Raw genomic sequence first — 15,765 nt, forward strand, 5'->3', positions numbered from 1 at the left:
CGAATTGATCGATAAGGATTGAACCGATGACTGAAGTCACTTCCCCCACGGCCCGCACCGACGCGCAACAGTCCGCCGGCGCGGCGGCCTCGAGCGCCGCCTCGACCACCGAATCGCGCGCGCGCTGGCGCGTGGCCGACGTGGTCGCGCTCTATGAGCTGCCGCTCAACGACCTGCTGTTTCGCGCGCAGCAAGTGCACCGCGAACACTTCGATCCGAACGCCGTGCAATTGTCGACGCTGCTATCGATCAAAACCGGCGGCTGCGAGGAAGATTGCGCGTACTGTCCGCAGTCGGTTCACTACGACACCGGTGTCAAGGCCGACAAGCTGATGGAAATCGACAGCGTGCTCGCCGCCGCGCGCGCCGCGAAGGAAAACGGCGCGTCGCGCTTCTGCATGGGCGCGGCATGGCGCAATCCGAAAGACCGCCACCTCGAGCCGATCAAGGAGATGATCCGCGGCGTCAAGGCGATGGGGCTCGAAACCTGCGTGACGCTCGGCATGCTCGAGCCGCATCAGGCGAAAGACCTCGCCGACGCGGGTCTCGATTACTACAACCACAACCTCGACACGTCGCCCGAGTTCTACGGGCAGATCATCTCGACGCGCACCTATCAGGACCGGATCGACACGCTCGAGCGCGTGCGCGACGCCGGTATCAACGTGTGCTGCGGCGGCATCGTGGGCCTCGGCGAATCGCGGCGCGAACGCGCGGGCCTGATCGCCCAGCTAGCGAACATGGACCCGTATCCGGAATCGGTGCCGATCAACAATCTCGTGCAGGTTGAAGGCACGCCGCTGACGGGCACCGAAGCGCTCGACCCGTTCGAGTTCGTGCGCACGATCGCGATTGCGCGCATTACGATGCCGCGCGCGATGGTGCGGCTCTCCGCCGGCCGCGAGCAGATGGACGACGCGTTGCAGGCGATGTGCTTCTTCGCGGGCGCCAATTCGATTTTCTATGGCGATCAGTTGCTCACGACGAGCAACCCGCAAGCGGAAGCCGATCGCAAACTGCTCGCGCGTCTTGGCATGCATGCCGAAGCGGCTCAGCAAATGCCGCGCGACGCGAGCGGCTGTGAGCACGGCTGCGACGGCCCTACGATGCACAACTGACCGCATCCGCGGGGCCGCACGCTCATGCGCGCGGCGGTCCCGCTTGCGTTGAGTGATGTGAGCGGCGCGGTGTCCTGACCCGCGGCCGCTCTCGCGAAGTCAGCCGCGAGTTCAGCCGCCAGCTCAGGCTTGATGCCCCTCCGAAAACACCAGCGTCGTGTGCAGAATGTCGCTCGCCGGCCTGCCGCTGGCGACAATCTGCGAAAGCGCCTTCAGATAGGGCACGCTGTGGGTGAAGAACTGGTGATAGCCTTTGCACAGGTAGTTCAGCCCCGGTTCGTTATCTGCCGACATCACGAACCGATGCTTCGGACATCCGCCCCAACACCCACCCACCATATTGCAGCGGCGGCACTGCTGCGGCAGCGTATCGAGCTTGTCCATACCGAAGCGTGTTTGCGACGGTAAATCCACCATCGAAGTCAGATTGCTTGTGGTGATGTTGCCGAGGCGGAACTCGGGGTACACGTAGTGATCGCAGGCATACACATCGCCGTTATGCTCGATCACGACCGCCTTCCCGCAGGTCGGCTGATGGTGGCATGACGCACCGGGGCGCCCCATGTAGTTGGCGAGCGCCCATTCGAAGTTCATCACGTGGAGTTTGCCCACATCGCGTCGGATCCATTCGTCGAAGATGCGCGACAGAAACGCGCCGTAATGCTCGGGGCGCACCGACCAGTCCGTTACGCTTCCCTCCCCTGCAGTTGCGCTTCCATCTGCTGCTGTTGCGCTTCCCTTTCCCGCAGGCAGCGCGGCGGCGAGCACTTTACCGGACGGGCTGCGCAAGGTCAGCCCGACTTCGCGATCGCGCGCATCCGGCAGCCGCTCGACGACCGGAATGAACTGCACATACTGCACGCCGCTATCGCGCAGGAATCGATACACGTCCAATGGCGCCTGCGAACTTCGATGATTGACGCAAGCCAGAACGTTGTAGCGCACGCCATGCGCCTGCAATAGCGCCAGCGCTCGCATCACGAGTGCATGGGACGGCTGCCCGCCCCGCGTGACGCGATACGCGTCGTGAATCTCCGCCGGACCGTCGAGCGACAGGCCGATCAGAAAATCGTGCTGCCTGAAGAACGCGCACCATGCATCGTCGATCAGCAGCCCGTTGGTCTGGAAGCTGTTCGAGATGCGCCGGCCCTCGCCATAACGCTGTTGCAGTATCACAGCACGCTCGAAAAAGCCGAGGCCGAGCAAGGTCGGCTCGCCGCCTTGCCATGTGAACACGACCTCGTTCTCCACTGGCGTGGCGGCGATGTATTGACGCACATACGCTTCGAGCACGGCATCGTTCATCCGGTGCCGGCTGTCGTCACGATAAAGCGCCGCTTTTTCCAGATAAAAACAATAAACGCAATCGAGATTGCAGTCCGATCCGCCCGGCTTCGCCATCGCGTGAAAGCCTGCGTTAGCGGGCATCTCATTCATCTTTCAGCTCTTCAAATGATGCGGGGCGGCGCGACGCATCATGCATCGCAGCCGCCCTTGATTACGCTCGTCGAAACGAGCTTTGTGTGTCACCCGCGGCGGACTTATTGCAGTTCGACCGTCAGCCTGTCGATCTTGCCGTTGAATTTGAACGGCGGCTTGTAGGTGTTATCGACCGGTGTGCCCGCGTCCTCGCCGATATCCTGCGTCTCGGACGACGTGTACTTCATCGGTACCGTCTTTTCGATGCGGCCTTCGCCGATCTGCTTGCCGTTGGCGAACATCGTCACGGTGCCGCCCTTGCCGAGGCCGCCGCCGTCGTACTGGAAGTGGAACGACAGCGTGACCTTGCCGGTCGGTACACTGCCCGTCGACACGATGCGATAGCGTTCGAGGTCGACGAAGTTGTGCGCGACCACGAGCTTGCCCTGCTGGACATAGAAACCCCAGCCGGCGGTAAAGCCGCCTTGCGTGAAGATCATGCCGTTCGCACCGTCTTGCGGAATCTGCGTTTCCGCCGTGACCGTGAACGACTTGTTCTTCAGGTCGGGCGCAGACCCTTCCGGCAGGCCCACGAGCGGATAGTCGTACACGAAGGTCTTGCGGCCGGCGGCCAGATTCGGACGGCCCGTCAGTTCGTTGGAGAAACGCTCCGGGCCGCGCCAGTCCAGCGGCAGCACGTTGTGCGTCTTCGCCTGTTCCCACCACAGCGCCTCGAGCTGCTTCACCTTCTCCGGATGCTGGTCCGCGACGTTGTGCGCCTGAGAGAAGTCCTCGTTGATGTTATAGAGCTCCCACTTGATATTGCTGATATCGACGTGCCCACGCACCACCTGCAGCGGGTTGAAGGCGAGCGACGACGCCATCCAGCCATCCTGGTAGATGCCGCGGTTGATTAGCAATTCGAACATCTGCGAGTGACGGCGGTCCGGCGCGTTCGGATCGTTGAACGTATAGGCGAGGCTGATGCCGTCGAGCGGCGTCTGGTCGACACCGTTGACCTTCGTCGGAACCGTGACGTGCGCCGCGTCGAGAATGGTCGGCATGATGTCGGTGATATGGCTGAACTGCGGGCGAATCGCACCGCCCTGTTTGATGCCCGCCGGCCAGTCGATAATAAGCGGGTTGCGCGTGCCGCCGAAGTGCGAGGCCACCTGCTTGGTCCACTGGAACGGCGTGTTCATCGCGTGCGCCCAGCCGATCGGCATGTGATTGAAATGCCGCGGACCACCGAGCTCGTTCATGACCTTGTAGACGTCCTGCCAATCCTGCTGCATGCCGTTGACGATGATCAGTTCGTCGGTCGAGCCGCCGAGACCGCCCTCGGCGGACGAGCCGTTGTCGCCGACCACGTACACGATCATCGTGTTGTCCGCATCGGGCAACTTCTTCACGGCATCGATCACACGGCCCATTTCGTAGTCCGCGTGCGCGCCATAGGCCGCATAGATTTCCATCATGCGCGCGTACAGCTTCTTCTGTTGCGGCTCGAGCGAGTCCCATGCGGGAATGCCGTCCGGACGCGCGGTCAGGTCGGTGTTCTGCGGCACGATGCCGAGCTTCTTCTGACGCTCGAGCGTCATCTCGCGGTACTTGTCCCAGCCCATATCGAACTGGCCTTTGTACTTGTCGATCCACGCCTGCGGCGGTTGATGCGGTGCATGCGTCGCGCCCGGCGCCAGGTAGACGAAGAAAGGCTTGTCCGGTGCGATCGCCTTCTCCTTGTGAATCCAGTCGATCGCGTGATCGGCGAGATCCGTGGTCAGGTGATAGCTGGGATCGCTCGACGCCGGCACCCGCGTATGGTTCTCATACAGGATCGGCTGCAGCTGGCTTGAGTCAGCGGCATTGAAACCATAGAAGTACTCGAAGCCCCAACCGGTCGGCCAATGGTCGAACGGACCGATCTCGCTGGTTTCCCACGGCGGCGTGTTGTGATTCTTGCCGAGCCACGCGGTCGCGTAGCCATTCTGGCGCAGCACCTCGCCCACGGTGGCCGCCGACCGCGGAATCACGCTCGTATAGCCGTCGTAGCCCGTGCCCATCTCGGTCAGAATGCCGTTGCCGACCACGTGCGAATCGCGGCCCGTGATCAGCGCGGCCCGGCTCGGCGAGCACATGGCGGTCGTGTGGAAGCGGTTGTACAGCAAGCCCTCATGCGCGAGCTTGTCCATGTTCGGCGACGGCACGCCGCCGCCCGTCAGGTCGAACTGGCCGAAGCCGACGTCGTCCAGCATGATGAGCAGCACGTTGGGCGCGCCCTTCGGCGGCTTCACCGGTTGCGGAAACGTGGCGGGGTCCGACTGCTCGAACGTATCGCCGATCTTGCCGGTGAAGTGGAAATCGGGATAAGGCAACACGGATGACGTCTGCCCGCCCGCAGGCGCGGCCGGCGAAGCCGCGGGCATGGTCGCCGCCGCGCCTTGCGCGAAAGCAGCCGGCGCTGCGAGTGCAGCCATGCTGATCACCATCGCCAGCACGGTTTTTTTCGATCTGATTTTTCTCATAGGTACATCGTCTTTAAAAGAAGACCAACAACGACGTCGCACCCCGAGGGGCGGACGGAACGACGTGCGTCAGAACGCGACGGTCGCGGAGCCGAGGAAGGTGTTCGTGCTCTTCAACCGGTTTGAACTGCTGACGACGGGCACCCAGCGCAGACTGGCGGAAAGCGGCATCTTTGCGGCAATCCGGGTTTTGTAAGTCACGATCGGACCGAGTGCGAAATCGCTGCCGACAAAGCCGTCGAGACGCGTGGCGAGCGGCCCGGAGTCCTTGCCGAGCTGTTGCGTCGTGCCCATCACGAGCCCCACGCCGACACCGTTCGCGAAGGTCTTCAGACCCATCACGTCGAGCGTGAAAAGCGGCGCATTCTGATACTGGGTCGCGTTGTTGCGCGTGTAAAACTGGAAGCCCATGACCGCATCGAATTCGAGGCCGTATTTCGGCAGCGTTTTTGTGTACGCCACCTGCGGGATAAAGGTCCAGGTGTTCTGGCCTGCGTTCGCGAGCGCCTTGGGGTCGTAATTTCCTGTCGGTGCGTAGAAGTTGAAGCTCAGCGCGATATGGTCGTTGGGTGTCAGCGAGTAGCCCGCGACGATCGGCGTGAAGTACAGGTCGTAGAGATTGGACGCACGGTCGCCCACGGTGCCCGACGCGCGCTGACCGGACAACGTCGCGTGCACGCTTTCCCAGATATAAGGCAGCGTGATGCCCGAGCCGAAGTTCCAGCCGCCCGCGCTGCCCCAAGTGCGCACCACGGTAGCGACTGTCATCGCGACCTTCGCGTCGGCGCCGAGCGACAGCTGGCCGCCGATCGGTACCGGACGGCTTCCGCCGATCGAACCGTCCATGTAGACCTGCTGCAAATTGATGATGGTGATGCCGGGCGGCGGCACTTCGCCGGCGCCCGACGCCACGCTTGTACCGGATACGGGACGGCCAAGCGCGCTTTCCGTGGCATGCGCGGCGCCCGAACCGAGTAATGCCGGCGCGGCAAGCACGATGGGAAAAAGCGGCTTCGAGTGCTTGCGGACGGCGCGTCGGGCGGCATCCGCGAGCGAGCAGGCAAAGCGGCAGCTGCCGCTGAAAAGTTGAAACATAAGTGTCCAGGATGGGCGGATAACAGGATGCAGAACAGGCAAGGGACGAGCCGGTGCCGCACGCGCTGACCACGCAGCGCGCGAGCGTTGAAATCGACAATCCGGAAATCACGCTTGCCCGTCAGACCGACGCGGGCGCATCGATCATCTTCTTGACCGGGCGACGTTCAATTGATCAGCGATGGAAATCGCGGAGCACGTCACCGCTCTTAAGCGGTCCCGTTCAGTTCATGAGGCGGGGCGAATCTATCGCGCTCACGGTCGCGAAACAAGGCGAGCAGCCAATGCTTTAAGAACTCGCCCACGCTTTGGGCAGAATCGAAAATTTGGATCAAGAGTGGGCGCGGCTTTTCAGAATAACGCGTATGCCATTCGGCCGAGTTTCGATTTCGATTAGCAAGCCGTACGATGTTTTCATCGTTCGTGGCGAACGTTGCAGCGGCGGTCAACGCCGCTGCTTCTGCAATCAACGCATCAATCTGGAGAGAAATTCATGGAAGCCCGTACTACCCGCGCCGAAAAACCGCTCGAGCAGGAACGTGAGGACATCCGTTCGTTGCGCAACGACATCAGGGAACTGCGCAAGTCCCAACGTTCCGATTTCCACGTCACGTGGGTTGGGCTGATCGGTGTCTGCACGTTGATCGCGAAAGCGTTCCACTGGTTCTGATCACGCCTGCTTCACGCGTGCATCTCACGCAGCCGCCGGTGACAGCGGCTGCAGCACCGCTGTATCGTCGCCGAAGCGCAGCGGTGCGGCACAGTGCGCAAGCGTATCGACGAAATACTTCGCGCGCGGCCACGGGCCAAAACCCGCGGCCGTGTTGATATGCCCCGCGTCGCCGAGATTGACGAACGCGCTGCCGAAACGTCGCGAGAGTTCGCGCGCTTCCGCGATCGGCATCCAGGGGTCTGTCTCACTGCCGACCAGAATCGACGGCACGGCAACACGTGTTGCTTCGAACGCGCCCGCGAACTCGAACTTGCGCGGGCTCGCGGGTGCGACGAACAGCACGCCCACCACATCCGCGGAACTCGCACGCTGCGCGCGTTGCTGCAACGCATGCGCGGCCGCAAGGCAGCCGAAGCTATGCGCGGCCAATACGAATGGGCCACGCTGTCGCGCCAGCAGATCGTTGACCGACTGTGCCCACTGCCTGAGGTTCGGCGCATCCCAATCCGCCTGCACGACACGCAGGGAGCGCGCAAATTGCCGCTCGAGCCATGTCTGCCAGTGCGCACCTTCGCTGCCGTGCAAGCCCGGTACGGTCACTAACCGCGGCGGCCATGATGATGTTTTGCATGAAGACATGATTTTTCCTCGCTACGCGAAGCGGGAAATGATTGTGGCTCGCACGCACGTGCATTACGAACCAATTTTTCGTGCTTTGCATATTGGAGGAAGGCTGATCGCGCCGCATCGGGCAACCACATTGCCGCTGCATCTGCGCGTATGACGCGCCGCGGCTCGAAAAAAGTAGAATGGGGCTATCCCGAAAAAGACCGGTTCTGCCGCAGCGAGACGCCCGCATGAGAATCCTTTTCTATACGCCGCCATCGGATACTGAAGCATGGCTCGCCGATCTGCGGCGCGCGTTGCCCGAAGCCGACGTGCGCGAATGGAAGCCCGGCGACACCGCACCGGCCGATTTCGCCGTCGTCTGGCGCCCGCCGCACGAGATGCTCGCGGGGCGCAGCGGCTTGCGCGCGGTTTTCAATCTCGGCGCCGGCGTCGACGCGATTCTCGCGATCGAGCGCGAGCAGCCCGGCACCTTGCCGGCGGGCGTGCCGCTCGTGCGTCTCGAAGATACCGGCATGGCGCCGCAGATGGCGGAATACGTGGTCCACGCGGTGCTGCGCTATCTGCGGCGCTTCGACGAATACGCCCAGCTGCAGGCCGAACATCGCTGGCATGTACTCGAGCCGCACGCGCGCGAGTCGTTTACGGTCGGCGTGCTCGGGCTCGGGGTGCTCGGCGCTCATGTCGCACAGGCTGTCGCGTCGTTCGGGCTGCCGGTGCGCGGCTATAGCCGCAGCGCGCGGCACATCGACGGCATCGAGACTTACGCGGGCCCCGCACAGTTCGACGCATTTCTCGATAGCGTCAAGGTGCTCGTCAATCTGTTGCCGCATACGCCCGACACGCACGACGTGCTGAACGCCAACACCTTCGCGAAGCTTGCGGAAGGCGCTTATCTGATCAACGTTGCCCGCGGCGCGCATCTTGTCGAGCGCGATCTGCTCGATGCGCTGAAAAGCGGCCGGATTGCCGCGGCCACGCTCGACGTATTTCGCGAAGAACCGATGCCGGCCGATCATCCGTTCTGGCGCGAGCCGCGCATCACGATCACGCCGCACAGTTCCGCGCTTACGCTGCGCACGGAGAGCGTCGCGCAAGTGGCTCAAAAGATCGTAGCGTTGACGCGCGGCGAAACAATCAGCGGTATCGTCGATTTGGCGCGCGGCTACTGAGTTACCCGCGTGGTGATCGGCGGTGATCCGAGAGACGATCCATTCAGGCAGTTACGCCGCGCTCGCGCGGCAGGAGAAACGAGATGGCAATCCCGCAAACGGTGAAGATCGTTGAAGTCGGTCCGCGCGACGGGCTGCAGAACGAGAAGGAGCAGGTGCCGACCGCGATCAAGATCGAGCTGGTCAACCGGCTGTCGGCGGCCGGATTTCCGAATGTGGAGACCACCTCGTTCGTGTCGCCGAAATGGGTGCCGCAAATGGCCGATGGCGCGGACGTGATGGCCGGCATCGAGCGTCGCGCGGGCACGATCTACTCGGTGTTGACGCCGAATCTGCGCGGCCTCGAAGGCGCGCTCGCCGCGGCCGCCGACGAGATCGTGATCTTCGGCGCGGCAAGCGAAGCGTTTTCGCAGAAGAACATCAACTGCAGCATTGCCGAAAGCATCGAGCGATTTGTGCCGGTCGCACAGGCGGCCAAGAAAAACGGCCTGCGCGTGCGCGGCAGCATCTCGTGCTCGCTGGGCTGCCCGTATCAGGGAGAGGTGCCGGTGGCGTCGGTGGTCGATGTCGTCGAACGGTTTGCCGCGCTCGGCTGCGATGAGATCGATATTGCCGACACGATCGGCGTCGGCACGCCGAAGCGCACGAAAGAGGTGTTCGCGGCGGTCACGCAGGTCTTTCCGCGCGAACGGCTATCGGGCCACTTCCACGACACCTACGGCCAGGCGCTCGCGAATATTTACGCGGCGCTGCAGGAAGGCATCGCGATTTTTCACGCGTCGGTCGCCGGGCTCGGCGGCTGCCCGTACGCCAAAGGCGCGACCGGTAATGTCGCAACCGAAGACGTGCTCTATCTGATGAACGGACTCGGCATCGAGACGGGCGTCGATCTCGCGCAAGTGGTCGAGATCGGCGACTTCATTTCGAAGTCGATCGGACGTCAGAACGTCTCGCGCGCCGGCAAGGCGCTGCTCGCCAAGGCTCGCAGCGAACCGACGAACTGCGCCTGAAGCCATTGCAACACGGACACATTCAACAATGACCAACGACACCTCACCTTCGAACACCGCCGCGACCGTGGTTCCCACCGATCTCGACGCGCTGCCCGATTCGGCGCGCCGCGTCGCGCTGCTGTTGCGCGAGCGCGGTCACGCCGGCCAGATCGTGATGCTGCCGGAGACAGGCAAGACCTCGGCCGAAGCGGCCGCGGGTCTTAACTGCTCGGTCGCGCAAATCGCGAAGTCGATCCTGTTTCGCCGTCGCGAAGACGACGCGCCGGTGCTCGTCGTCGCGAGCGGCGCGAATCGTGTCGATGAACACAAGGTCGCCGCGCACGTCGGCGCAGTCGGCCGTGCCGACGCGAAGTTCGTCCGCGAAAAGACCGGCTATGCGATCGGCGGCGTGTGCCCGATCGGCCATGCGACGCCGCCGGTCACGCTGATCGACGCGGACCTGCTCGAACTCGAAAGCCTGTGGGCTGCTGCGGGACATCCGCACGCAGTGTTCAATCTGTCGCCGCAGGAGCTCGTCGCGCTGACGGGTGCGCCTGTGGTCGACGTCGCGCTGCGCGAACCGGCATGAGCGACGCCGCGTCCGATAAGCAGAGTGTGGCGCCGGTGCCGTCGCCATGCATCAACATCTGCCGGATGGACGATGCGACCGGCTGGTGCGACGGGTGTCTGCGCACGATCGACGAAATCGCGAACTGGTCGCTCTATGACGACGCGACGAAGCGCGCGGTCTGGGACGAGCTCGACGCGAGACATGCGCAGCTGATGTCGCAACGGACCCCGCAGCCGGATACGAAGCAGGCCACGCTCAAAGAGGGTTCGCAATGAACGCGCCACCGCGTGTCGTGGCGATCGGCGAACGCTTCAGCACGACGCTGGCGCTGTCCGCCGATTCGGTGAAGTCGTTCGCGACACTCGTCAACGACATGAACCCGCTGCATCACGACGACGCGTACGCAGCGCAAAGCCGCTTCGGCACGTTGATCGCATCGGGCACGCAGCCCTCCGCGCATCTGATGGCGCTTGTCGCCACGCACTTCTCGCAATACGCGCAGCCGCTCGGCCTCGAGTTCGACATCAAGCTCAAGAAGGCCGTGCGCAGCGACGATACGCTCACGTTCACGTGGACCGTGCGCAGCGCGTTCTGGAAACCGAGCCTCGCCGGCGACCTCGTTCAACTCGACGGCCACGCGGTGAACCAGCGCGACGAAACGGTGATGCTCGCGAAGGCGACGGTGCTGGTCATGCCGAAATCCGCATCCGAATCCGCAGCGGCGCTTGCACCGGAACCCATGCAAAAGGGCGGCGCGCCATGATTGCGCTGCCGCCTTCGATGCGCGTGTTCGAACGCGGCTGGCTGTCGTCGAACAATGTGCTGCTGATCGACGATCGCCACACGACGCTCGTCGATACCGGCTATGCGACGCACGCGCCGCAAACGCTCGCGCTCGTGCGTCACGCGCTCGGCGCACGGACGCTCGATCGCATCGTCAACACGCACCTGCATTCGGACCATTGCGGCGGCAACACGCTATTGCAGCAAACATGGCGCTGCGAAACATGGATCCCGGCAACCGAAACGGACACGGTGCGGCAATGGGATGAAGCGCGCCTCACATTTCGCGCGACCGGACAGTTCTGCGAACGCTTTTCCGCGACCGGTTCGCTTGCACCCGGCATGCGCATCGAGATGGGCGCGCTCGACTGGCAGGTACTCGGCGCTCCGGGCCACGATCCGCATTCGCTGATGCTCTACTGCGCCGACGAACGCGTGTTGATCAGCGCGGACGCGCTATGGGAAAACGGCTTCGGCGTGATCTTTCCCGAACTCGATGGCGAGAGCGGATTCGCGGAACAGCAGGCGGTGCTCGAGCTGATCGCGGGCCTCGACGTCGCGACCGTGATTCCCGGTCATGGCGCACCGTTTGCAAACGTCGAGCAAGCGCTCGAGCGCGCATTCTCCCGGTTGGCGTGGCTGCGCGCGGACCCGGTGCGCAATGCGAAGAACGCGCTCAAGGTGCTGCTCGTGTTCAGGCTGCTCGATGTGCGCGCAACGAACTTCCGCGCATTGATCGGCATGCTCGAAAACGCGAGCGCGATGCGCGCGGCGGCGGCGCTACTGGCGCCGCACGATGCATGGCCGGCGCTGTTGCGGCGGATCGTCGGGGAACTTGCCGGAAGCGACGGTCCGCTGCGGATCGATGGCGAGCACGTCAGTGCACGCAAATGGTGAATGTGAAAATCTGGAGGCAGAAAAAAGAAAGCCGCTCGGCAAAACTGGCGAGCGGCATAACATTTTATGTGTGACGTGATCAGCGTCGGCAACAATCATACTTCCAGAATGCATACTCACGCATCGGGGGTTTCCCTACAGGGATCAGGCGGGACCACGCTGCAACGGCCGAAACCCACCTCTCTCCGTCAACCGCAGCTTTACAGACATGCGAAGCTTATCGGCCTGGCTTCATGCTATGGAATCCGTATTATCTACCGATTGCGTCCGGCTGCATCTAGCCTGAGCACGCGGTTACGTCGATGAATAACGCCGCAGCGGCACGATCCGCCAGCCCAGATTGACGCCCGCGGCCGCCAGCAGAATCAGCACCGCACCCGCTACCTGCACCCATGCGAGCTTCTGCCCGAACGCGACACGGTCGACGATGATCGCCACCACCGGATAGATAAACGACAGCGCGCCGGTCATCGCAGTCGGCAGTTTCTGGATCGCACCGTAGAGCAGCACGTACATCACGCCGGTATTGACGATGCCGAGCGTCGCGAGCTGCAGCCAGTGGACTGCGCTGGTCGGCAACGCATCGAAGCGGACAAACGGCGCGAGCAGCACGACGCCGGTCGCCGCGGTAAAAAACGCGATCAGATGCGGCGGCGTCGACTTCAGATACTTGGTCACAATCGACGATATCGCCCACAGGAACGCCGCGCCGGCCGCGAGCGCGACACCGTGCAGATATTCGCCCGGCACCGCCAGCACCGCGGGCTCGACCCGCACGACGAGCACCAGCCCGGCAAACGCAATGCCGAGCCATGCGACGACCGATGCCGTGATGCGTTCACGAAACACGAGCGCGCCGAGCGCGACGAGCATGAACGGCTGCGTGCTGTAGACCGTGGTCGCCATCGAGATCGATGCGCGTGAATAGGCGGCAAAGAGCAACACCCAGTTGGCGACGATCGCCACGCCGCCGAGCGTGGCGAGCCCGACCACGCGCCAGGTGAACAGCTTGCGCCGGAACAGACCGAGCGCCGCGCAGACGAGCGCAAGCGTCGCGCCGCCGAACAGGCAGCGGAAGAACACAACGTTTTGCGACGATTGCTGCGACGACACGACGAGCCACCCGATCGTGCCTGACATCAGCATCGCGATGGTCATCTCAAGCGCGCCGCGCCGGATTTCATGGTTGCCAGTCATCAGTTTCCCCAAAAGCTTGCTACCGATGATGGCAGTGTAATGAATGGCCAAGCGCGAATATATGACTAAACTTAAGCAAATCCCTCTTTTGACTTTGCAAACGAAGGTTCATATGACCAAGCGCCTCAGTTCAGCCTCGGCGTCCTCGACGCCGGCACAGCCCGCCGCGCCGCTCGACGATACCGATCGCGCGCTGTTGTCCGCGCTCGCCGACGACGCGCGTCAGCCGGTCAGCGAGCTCGCGCGCGGTGTCGGCCTGTCGCCGCCCGCCACCGCGGACCGTTTGCGCCGCCTCGAAGCATCGGGCGTGATCGGGCGCTTCACCGTACAGATCGATCCGCGTGCGCTTGGCTATACGTTGCAGGCTATCGTCCGGGTCAAGCCGTTGCCCGGTCAGCTGCATCTCGTTGAAGAAGTGATCCGTCGCATTCCGGAGTTCGTCGAATGCGACAAGGTGACCGGCGACGACTGCTTTATCTGCCGCTTGTATCTGCGCAGCATCGAACAGCTCGACGAGATTCTGTCGAAGGTCACGGAGCGCGCGGAGACCAGCACGGCGATCGTCAAGTCGACGCCGGTGCCGCGCCGGCTGCCGCCGCTAACGGGGCGTGGGGCGGCAGGCGATGCGGCGTCGTCCGCCGCGGGCGGGCAACCCGCCGCGCGCGCTTCGACACGCACGCCTGCACGTGCTCCTACTACTTCCACCTCTACGAATCGGTAGCCTCGAAGAACGACAGCATTTCGGCCATCAATGCGTCGGGTGCTTCCTCGGGAATTGCGTGGCAGGCAGGCAGCGCGCGGCCGCTGACATCGCGCGCGACCTTGCGCCATTCGGCGAGCGGTTCAGCGCGATGAGCGGGCACGTCATACGCACCCCATAGCACGCGCAGCGGGCAACCGATCTTGTTGCCGCGTTCGATATCGGCGCGGTCGTGTTCGAGATCGAGTTCGTTTGCCGCGGCGGCCACCGTCGTTGCGACCTCCCGCTGCGCATACGCGTCCGACCCAAACGGCGCAGCGACATCGAGCAGCATCAAACGCTCGACGGTGTCCGCATAATCGAGCGCCATCCGCTGCGCCACACGCGCGCCGCGGTCATGCGCACAGACGAGAAAACGCTCGAAGCCAAAGTGGCGCATCACCGCGATCTGATCGGCTGCCATCACGCGCTTCGAAGGCCGCTCGTGCGACGGCACAGCGCCCGGCAGCATCGCCGACGCGCCATCGCCGCGCAGGTCCGTCGCGATCACGGTGAAATGCGCGGCAAGCGGTTGCGCGCACCGATGCCAGACCGTATGCGTTTGCGTATCACCGTGCAGCAAAAGCAGCGGCGGCCCCGATCCGCCCTTGACGCCGTGTATTTCGGCGCCATCGGTTGAGACGCGAAACGGTGTGTACTGGTCGAAGGGCATCGGCGCATTCTCGTTGTCATTGTGAGTGTGCGCATTGTAGAAGGCGGTCGTCCCCGCGCGAGGTGGGTTAGCCCACGCAGATATAGAAACCGAATTCTTACTCCAACGGTCGAGGGGACACACATAGCGGGTTGCAGCCCTATAATCGAACGATCGTTCATAACAATGGGTGAGCAACCGGTAACCGGTTCGGCGAGTGCCGCTCTCGCGCCGCTTCCCGCTACACTCATCATGCCGTGCCGCCGCGCGGCGACACGTCGGCGGCACGTCGGCACGTCGGCAAAGATTCATCGCTCAGGAGACTTCCGCCATGGCATTGCCAGCCGTTCTGCAAAACCTCACGCTGCCGGTCGTCGCTTCACCGATGTTTATCGTCAGCTATCCGGAACTCGTGCTCGCGCAATGCAAGGCCGGCATCGTCGGCGCGTTTCCCGCGCTCAATGCCCGGCCCGCGGAGCGGCTCGACGAATGGCTCACGCAGATTCAGACCGCGCTCGCCGAACACAAGGCCGCGCATCCCGATGCGGTGATCGGACCGATCGCCGTCAACCAGATCGTTCACCATTCGAACGAGCGGCTCGAACACGATGTGCGCGTGTGTGTCGAACACAAGGTGCCGATTTTCATCACGAGCCTGCGCGCGCCGGCCAGAGAAATTATCGATGCCGTGCACAGCTACGGCGGCATCGTGCTGCACGATGTGATCAACTTGCGCCACGCCAACAAGGCGCTCGAGGCCGGTGTCGACGGCTTGATTCTGGTGGCGGCCGGCGCGGGCGGCCATGCGGGCACGACGTCGCCGTTCGCGCTCGTCGGCGAAGTGCGGCGCATCTTCGACGGGCCGCTCGTGCTGTCGGGCGCGATCGCGAACGGCGGCTCGATTCTCGCCGCGCAGGCGATGGGCGCGGACCTCGCGTATATGGGCACGCGCTTTATCGCAACGCGCGAGGCGCATGCGGTCGACACCTACAAACAGGCGATCGTCAGTTCGAACGCATCCGACATCATCTACACGAATCTGTTTACGGGTGTGCACGGCAACTACATTCGCGAAAGCATCGTCGCGGCAGGACTCGATCCCGATGCGCTGCCGGAATCGGACAAGTCGAAGATGGACTTCGCGAACGAAAAGTCGAAGGCGTGGCGCGATATCTGGGGCGCGGGGCAGGGCGTCGGTTTGATGGACGACGTGCCGAGCGTCGCGGAACTCGTCGCGCGGCTCGCGCAGGAGTATGCGGACGCGAAGAAACGGTTATCGATTGGCGGGTAACGGCGCGTGGATAA

The 15,765-nt window shown here is 63.4% G+C and carries 16 protein-coding genes and 1 pseudogene; 11 read left to right on the plus strand and 6 right to left on the minus strand.

What is annotated here, in order from left to right; all coding sequences use genetic code 11:
• Window positions 1-26 precede the first annotated feature (26 nt).
• The gene (bioB, locus tag KZJ38_RS00070; RefSeq protein ID WP_219798222.1) at window positions 27-1,118 is read left to right on the plus strand and encodes a biotin synthase BioB; all 1,092 of its coding nucleotides are present in this window, start codon (window positions 27-29) and stop codon (window positions 1,116-1,118) included.
• A 123-nt stretch (window positions 1,119-1,241) separates the two neighbouring features.
• Here the strand turns inward: bioB and KZJ38_RS00075 are convergent, their stop codons facing one another.
• The 3 genes from KZJ38_RS00075 to KZJ38_RS00085 form a co-directional block, all read right to left on the minus strand.
• Window positions 1,242-2,555, minus strand: coding sequence for an anaerobic sulfatase maturase (locus KZJ38_RS00075; protein ID WP_246641587.1), 1,314 nt, complete (start codon window positions 2,553-2,555; stop codon window positions 1,242-1,244).
• A gap of 104 nt (window positions 2,556-2,659) precedes the next feature.
• Entirely contained in the window at window positions 2,660-5,062 is a 2,403-nt protein-coding gene (locus KZJ38_RS00080; RefSeq protein ID WP_246641588.1) for an arylsulfatase, read from the minus strand.
• Between the two features lie 69 nt (window positions 5,063-5,131).
• On the minus strand, window positions 5,132-6,157 hold the full coding sequence (locus KZJ38_RS00085) for a SphA family protein (protein ID WP_219798223.1): 1,026 nt from the start codon (window positions 6,155-6,157) through the stop codon (window positions 5,132-5,134).
• 53 nt (window positions 6,158-6,210) lie between these two features.
• On the opposite strand from KZJ38_RS00085, the gene KZJ38_RS00090 reads away from it, so the two are divergent.
• Both KZJ38_RS00090 and KZJ38_RS00095 read left to right on the plus strand, forming a co-directional pair.
• The gene (locus KZJ38_RS00090; protein ID WP_219798224.1) at window positions 6,211-6,450 is read left to right on the plus strand and encodes a hypothetical protein; all 240 of its coding nucleotides are present in this window, start codon (window positions 6,211-6,213) and stop codon (window positions 6,448-6,450) included.
• 200 nt (window positions 6,451-6,650) lie between these two features.
• A complete protein-coding gene (locus KZJ38_RS00095) occupies window positions 6,651-6,827 on the plus strand; it encodes a hypothetical protein (protein ID WP_219798225.1) in 177 nt (58 codons plus the stop codon).
• A gap of 24 nt (window positions 6,828-6,851) precedes the next feature.
• Here KZJ38_RS00095 and KZJ38_RS00100 read toward each other — a convergent pair whose 3' ends face one another.
• The gene (locus tag KZJ38_RS00100; protein WP_219798226.1) at window positions 6,852-7,469 is read right to left on the minus strand and encodes an RBBP9/YdeN family alpha/beta hydrolase; all 618 of its coding nucleotides are present in this window, start codon (window positions 7,467-7,469) and stop codon (window positions 6,852-6,854) included.
• A 218-nt stretch (window positions 7,470-7,687) separates the two neighbouring features.
• Here KZJ38_RS00100 and KZJ38_RS00105 point away from each other — a divergent pair, with 218 nt between their 5' ends.
• From KZJ38_RS00105 to KZJ38_RS00130, 6 genes are all read left to right on the plus strand, one after another.
• On the plus strand, window positions 7,688-8,629 hold the full coding sequence (locus KZJ38_RS00105) for a 2-hydroxyacid dehydrogenase (protein ID WP_219798227.1): 942 nt from the start codon (window positions 7,688-7,690) through the stop codon (window positions 8,627-8,629).
• 83 nt (window positions 8,630-8,712) lie between these two features.
• Window positions 8,713-9,639 carry a hydroxymethylglutaryl-CoA lyase gene (locus KZJ38_RS00110; protein ID WP_219798228.1) on the plus strand — a complete coding sequence of 309 codons (927 nt, stop codon included), beginning with the start codon at window positions 8,713-8,715 and terminating at the stop codon, window positions 9,637-9,639.
• Window positions 9,640-9,667: 28 nt separating this feature from the next.
• Window positions 9,668-10,210: a YbaK/EbsC family protein gene (locus KZJ38_RS00115; protein ID WP_219798229.1), complete on the plus strand. Its 543-nt coding sequence runs from the start codon at window positions 9,668-9,670 to the stop codon at window positions 10,208-10,210.
• On the plus strand, window positions 10,207-10,467 hold the full coding sequence (locus tag KZJ38_RS00120) for a DUF1289 domain-containing protein (RefSeq protein ID WP_219798230.1): 261 nt from the start codon (window positions 10,207-10,209) through the stop codon (window positions 10,465-10,467). Before KZJ38_RS00115 ends, KZJ38_RS00120 begins: the two co-directional genes overlap by 4 nt.
• Complete coding sequence (locus KZJ38_RS00125) at window positions 10,464-10,955, plus strand: MaoC family dehydratase (RefSeq protein WP_219798231.1); 492 nt, start codon at window positions 10,464-10,466, stop codon at window positions 10,953-10,955. The genes KZJ38_RS00120 and KZJ38_RS00125 overlap by 4 nt, the downstream gene beginning before the upstream one ends.
• On the plus strand, window positions 10,952-11,872 hold the full coding sequence (locus KZJ38_RS00130; RefSeq protein WP_219798232.1) for an MBL fold metallo-hydrolase: 921 nt from the start codon (window positions 10,952-10,954) through the stop codon (window positions 11,870-11,872). Before KZJ38_RS00125 ends, KZJ38_RS00130 begins: the two co-directional genes overlap by 4 nt.
• Window positions 11,873-12,166: 294 nt before the next feature.
• Here KZJ38_RS00130 and KZJ38_RS00135 read toward each other — a convergent pair whose 3' ends face one another.
• Window positions 12,167-13,069 carry a DMT family transporter gene (locus KZJ38_RS00135; protein WP_219798233.1) on the minus strand — a complete coding sequence of 301 codons (903 nt, stop codon included), beginning with the start codon at window positions 13,067-13,069 and terminating at the stop codon, window positions 12,167-12,169.
• A gap of 112 nt (window positions 13,070-13,181) precedes the next feature.
• Between KZJ38_RS00135 and KZJ38_RS00140 the strand changes: the two are divergent.
• Window positions 13,182-13,670 (plus strand): annotated as a pseudogene (locus KZJ38_RS00140) (Lrp/AsnC family transcriptional regulator); the annotation flags it as partial.
• 106 nt (window positions 13,671-13,776) lie between these two features.
• Here KZJ38_RS00140 and KZJ38_RS00145 read toward each other — a convergent pair.
• Window positions 13,777-14,481 (minus strand): alpha/beta fold hydrolase, encoded by a 705-nt coding sequence (locus tag KZJ38_RS00145; RefSeq protein WP_219798234.1) that lies wholly within the window; start codon window positions 14,479-14,481, stop codon window positions 13,777-13,779.
• A 310-nt stretch (window positions 14,482-14,791) separates the two neighbouring features.
• Here KZJ38_RS00145 and KZJ38_RS00150 point away from each other — a divergent pair, with 310 nt between their 5' ends.
• Entirely contained in the window at window positions 14,792-15,751 is a 960-nt protein-coding gene (locus KZJ38_RS00150; RefSeq protein WP_219798235.1) for an NAD(P)H-dependent flavin oxidoreductase, read from the plus strand.
• Window positions 15,752-15,765 lie beyond the last annotated feature (14 nt).

Origin of the sequence: Paraburkholderia edwinii (assembly GCF_019428685.1) — a bacterium.
GTDB classification, from domain to species: domain Bacteria; phylum Pseudomonadota; class Gammaproteobacteria; order Burkholderiales; family Burkholderiaceae; genus Paraburkholderia; species Paraburkholderia edwinii.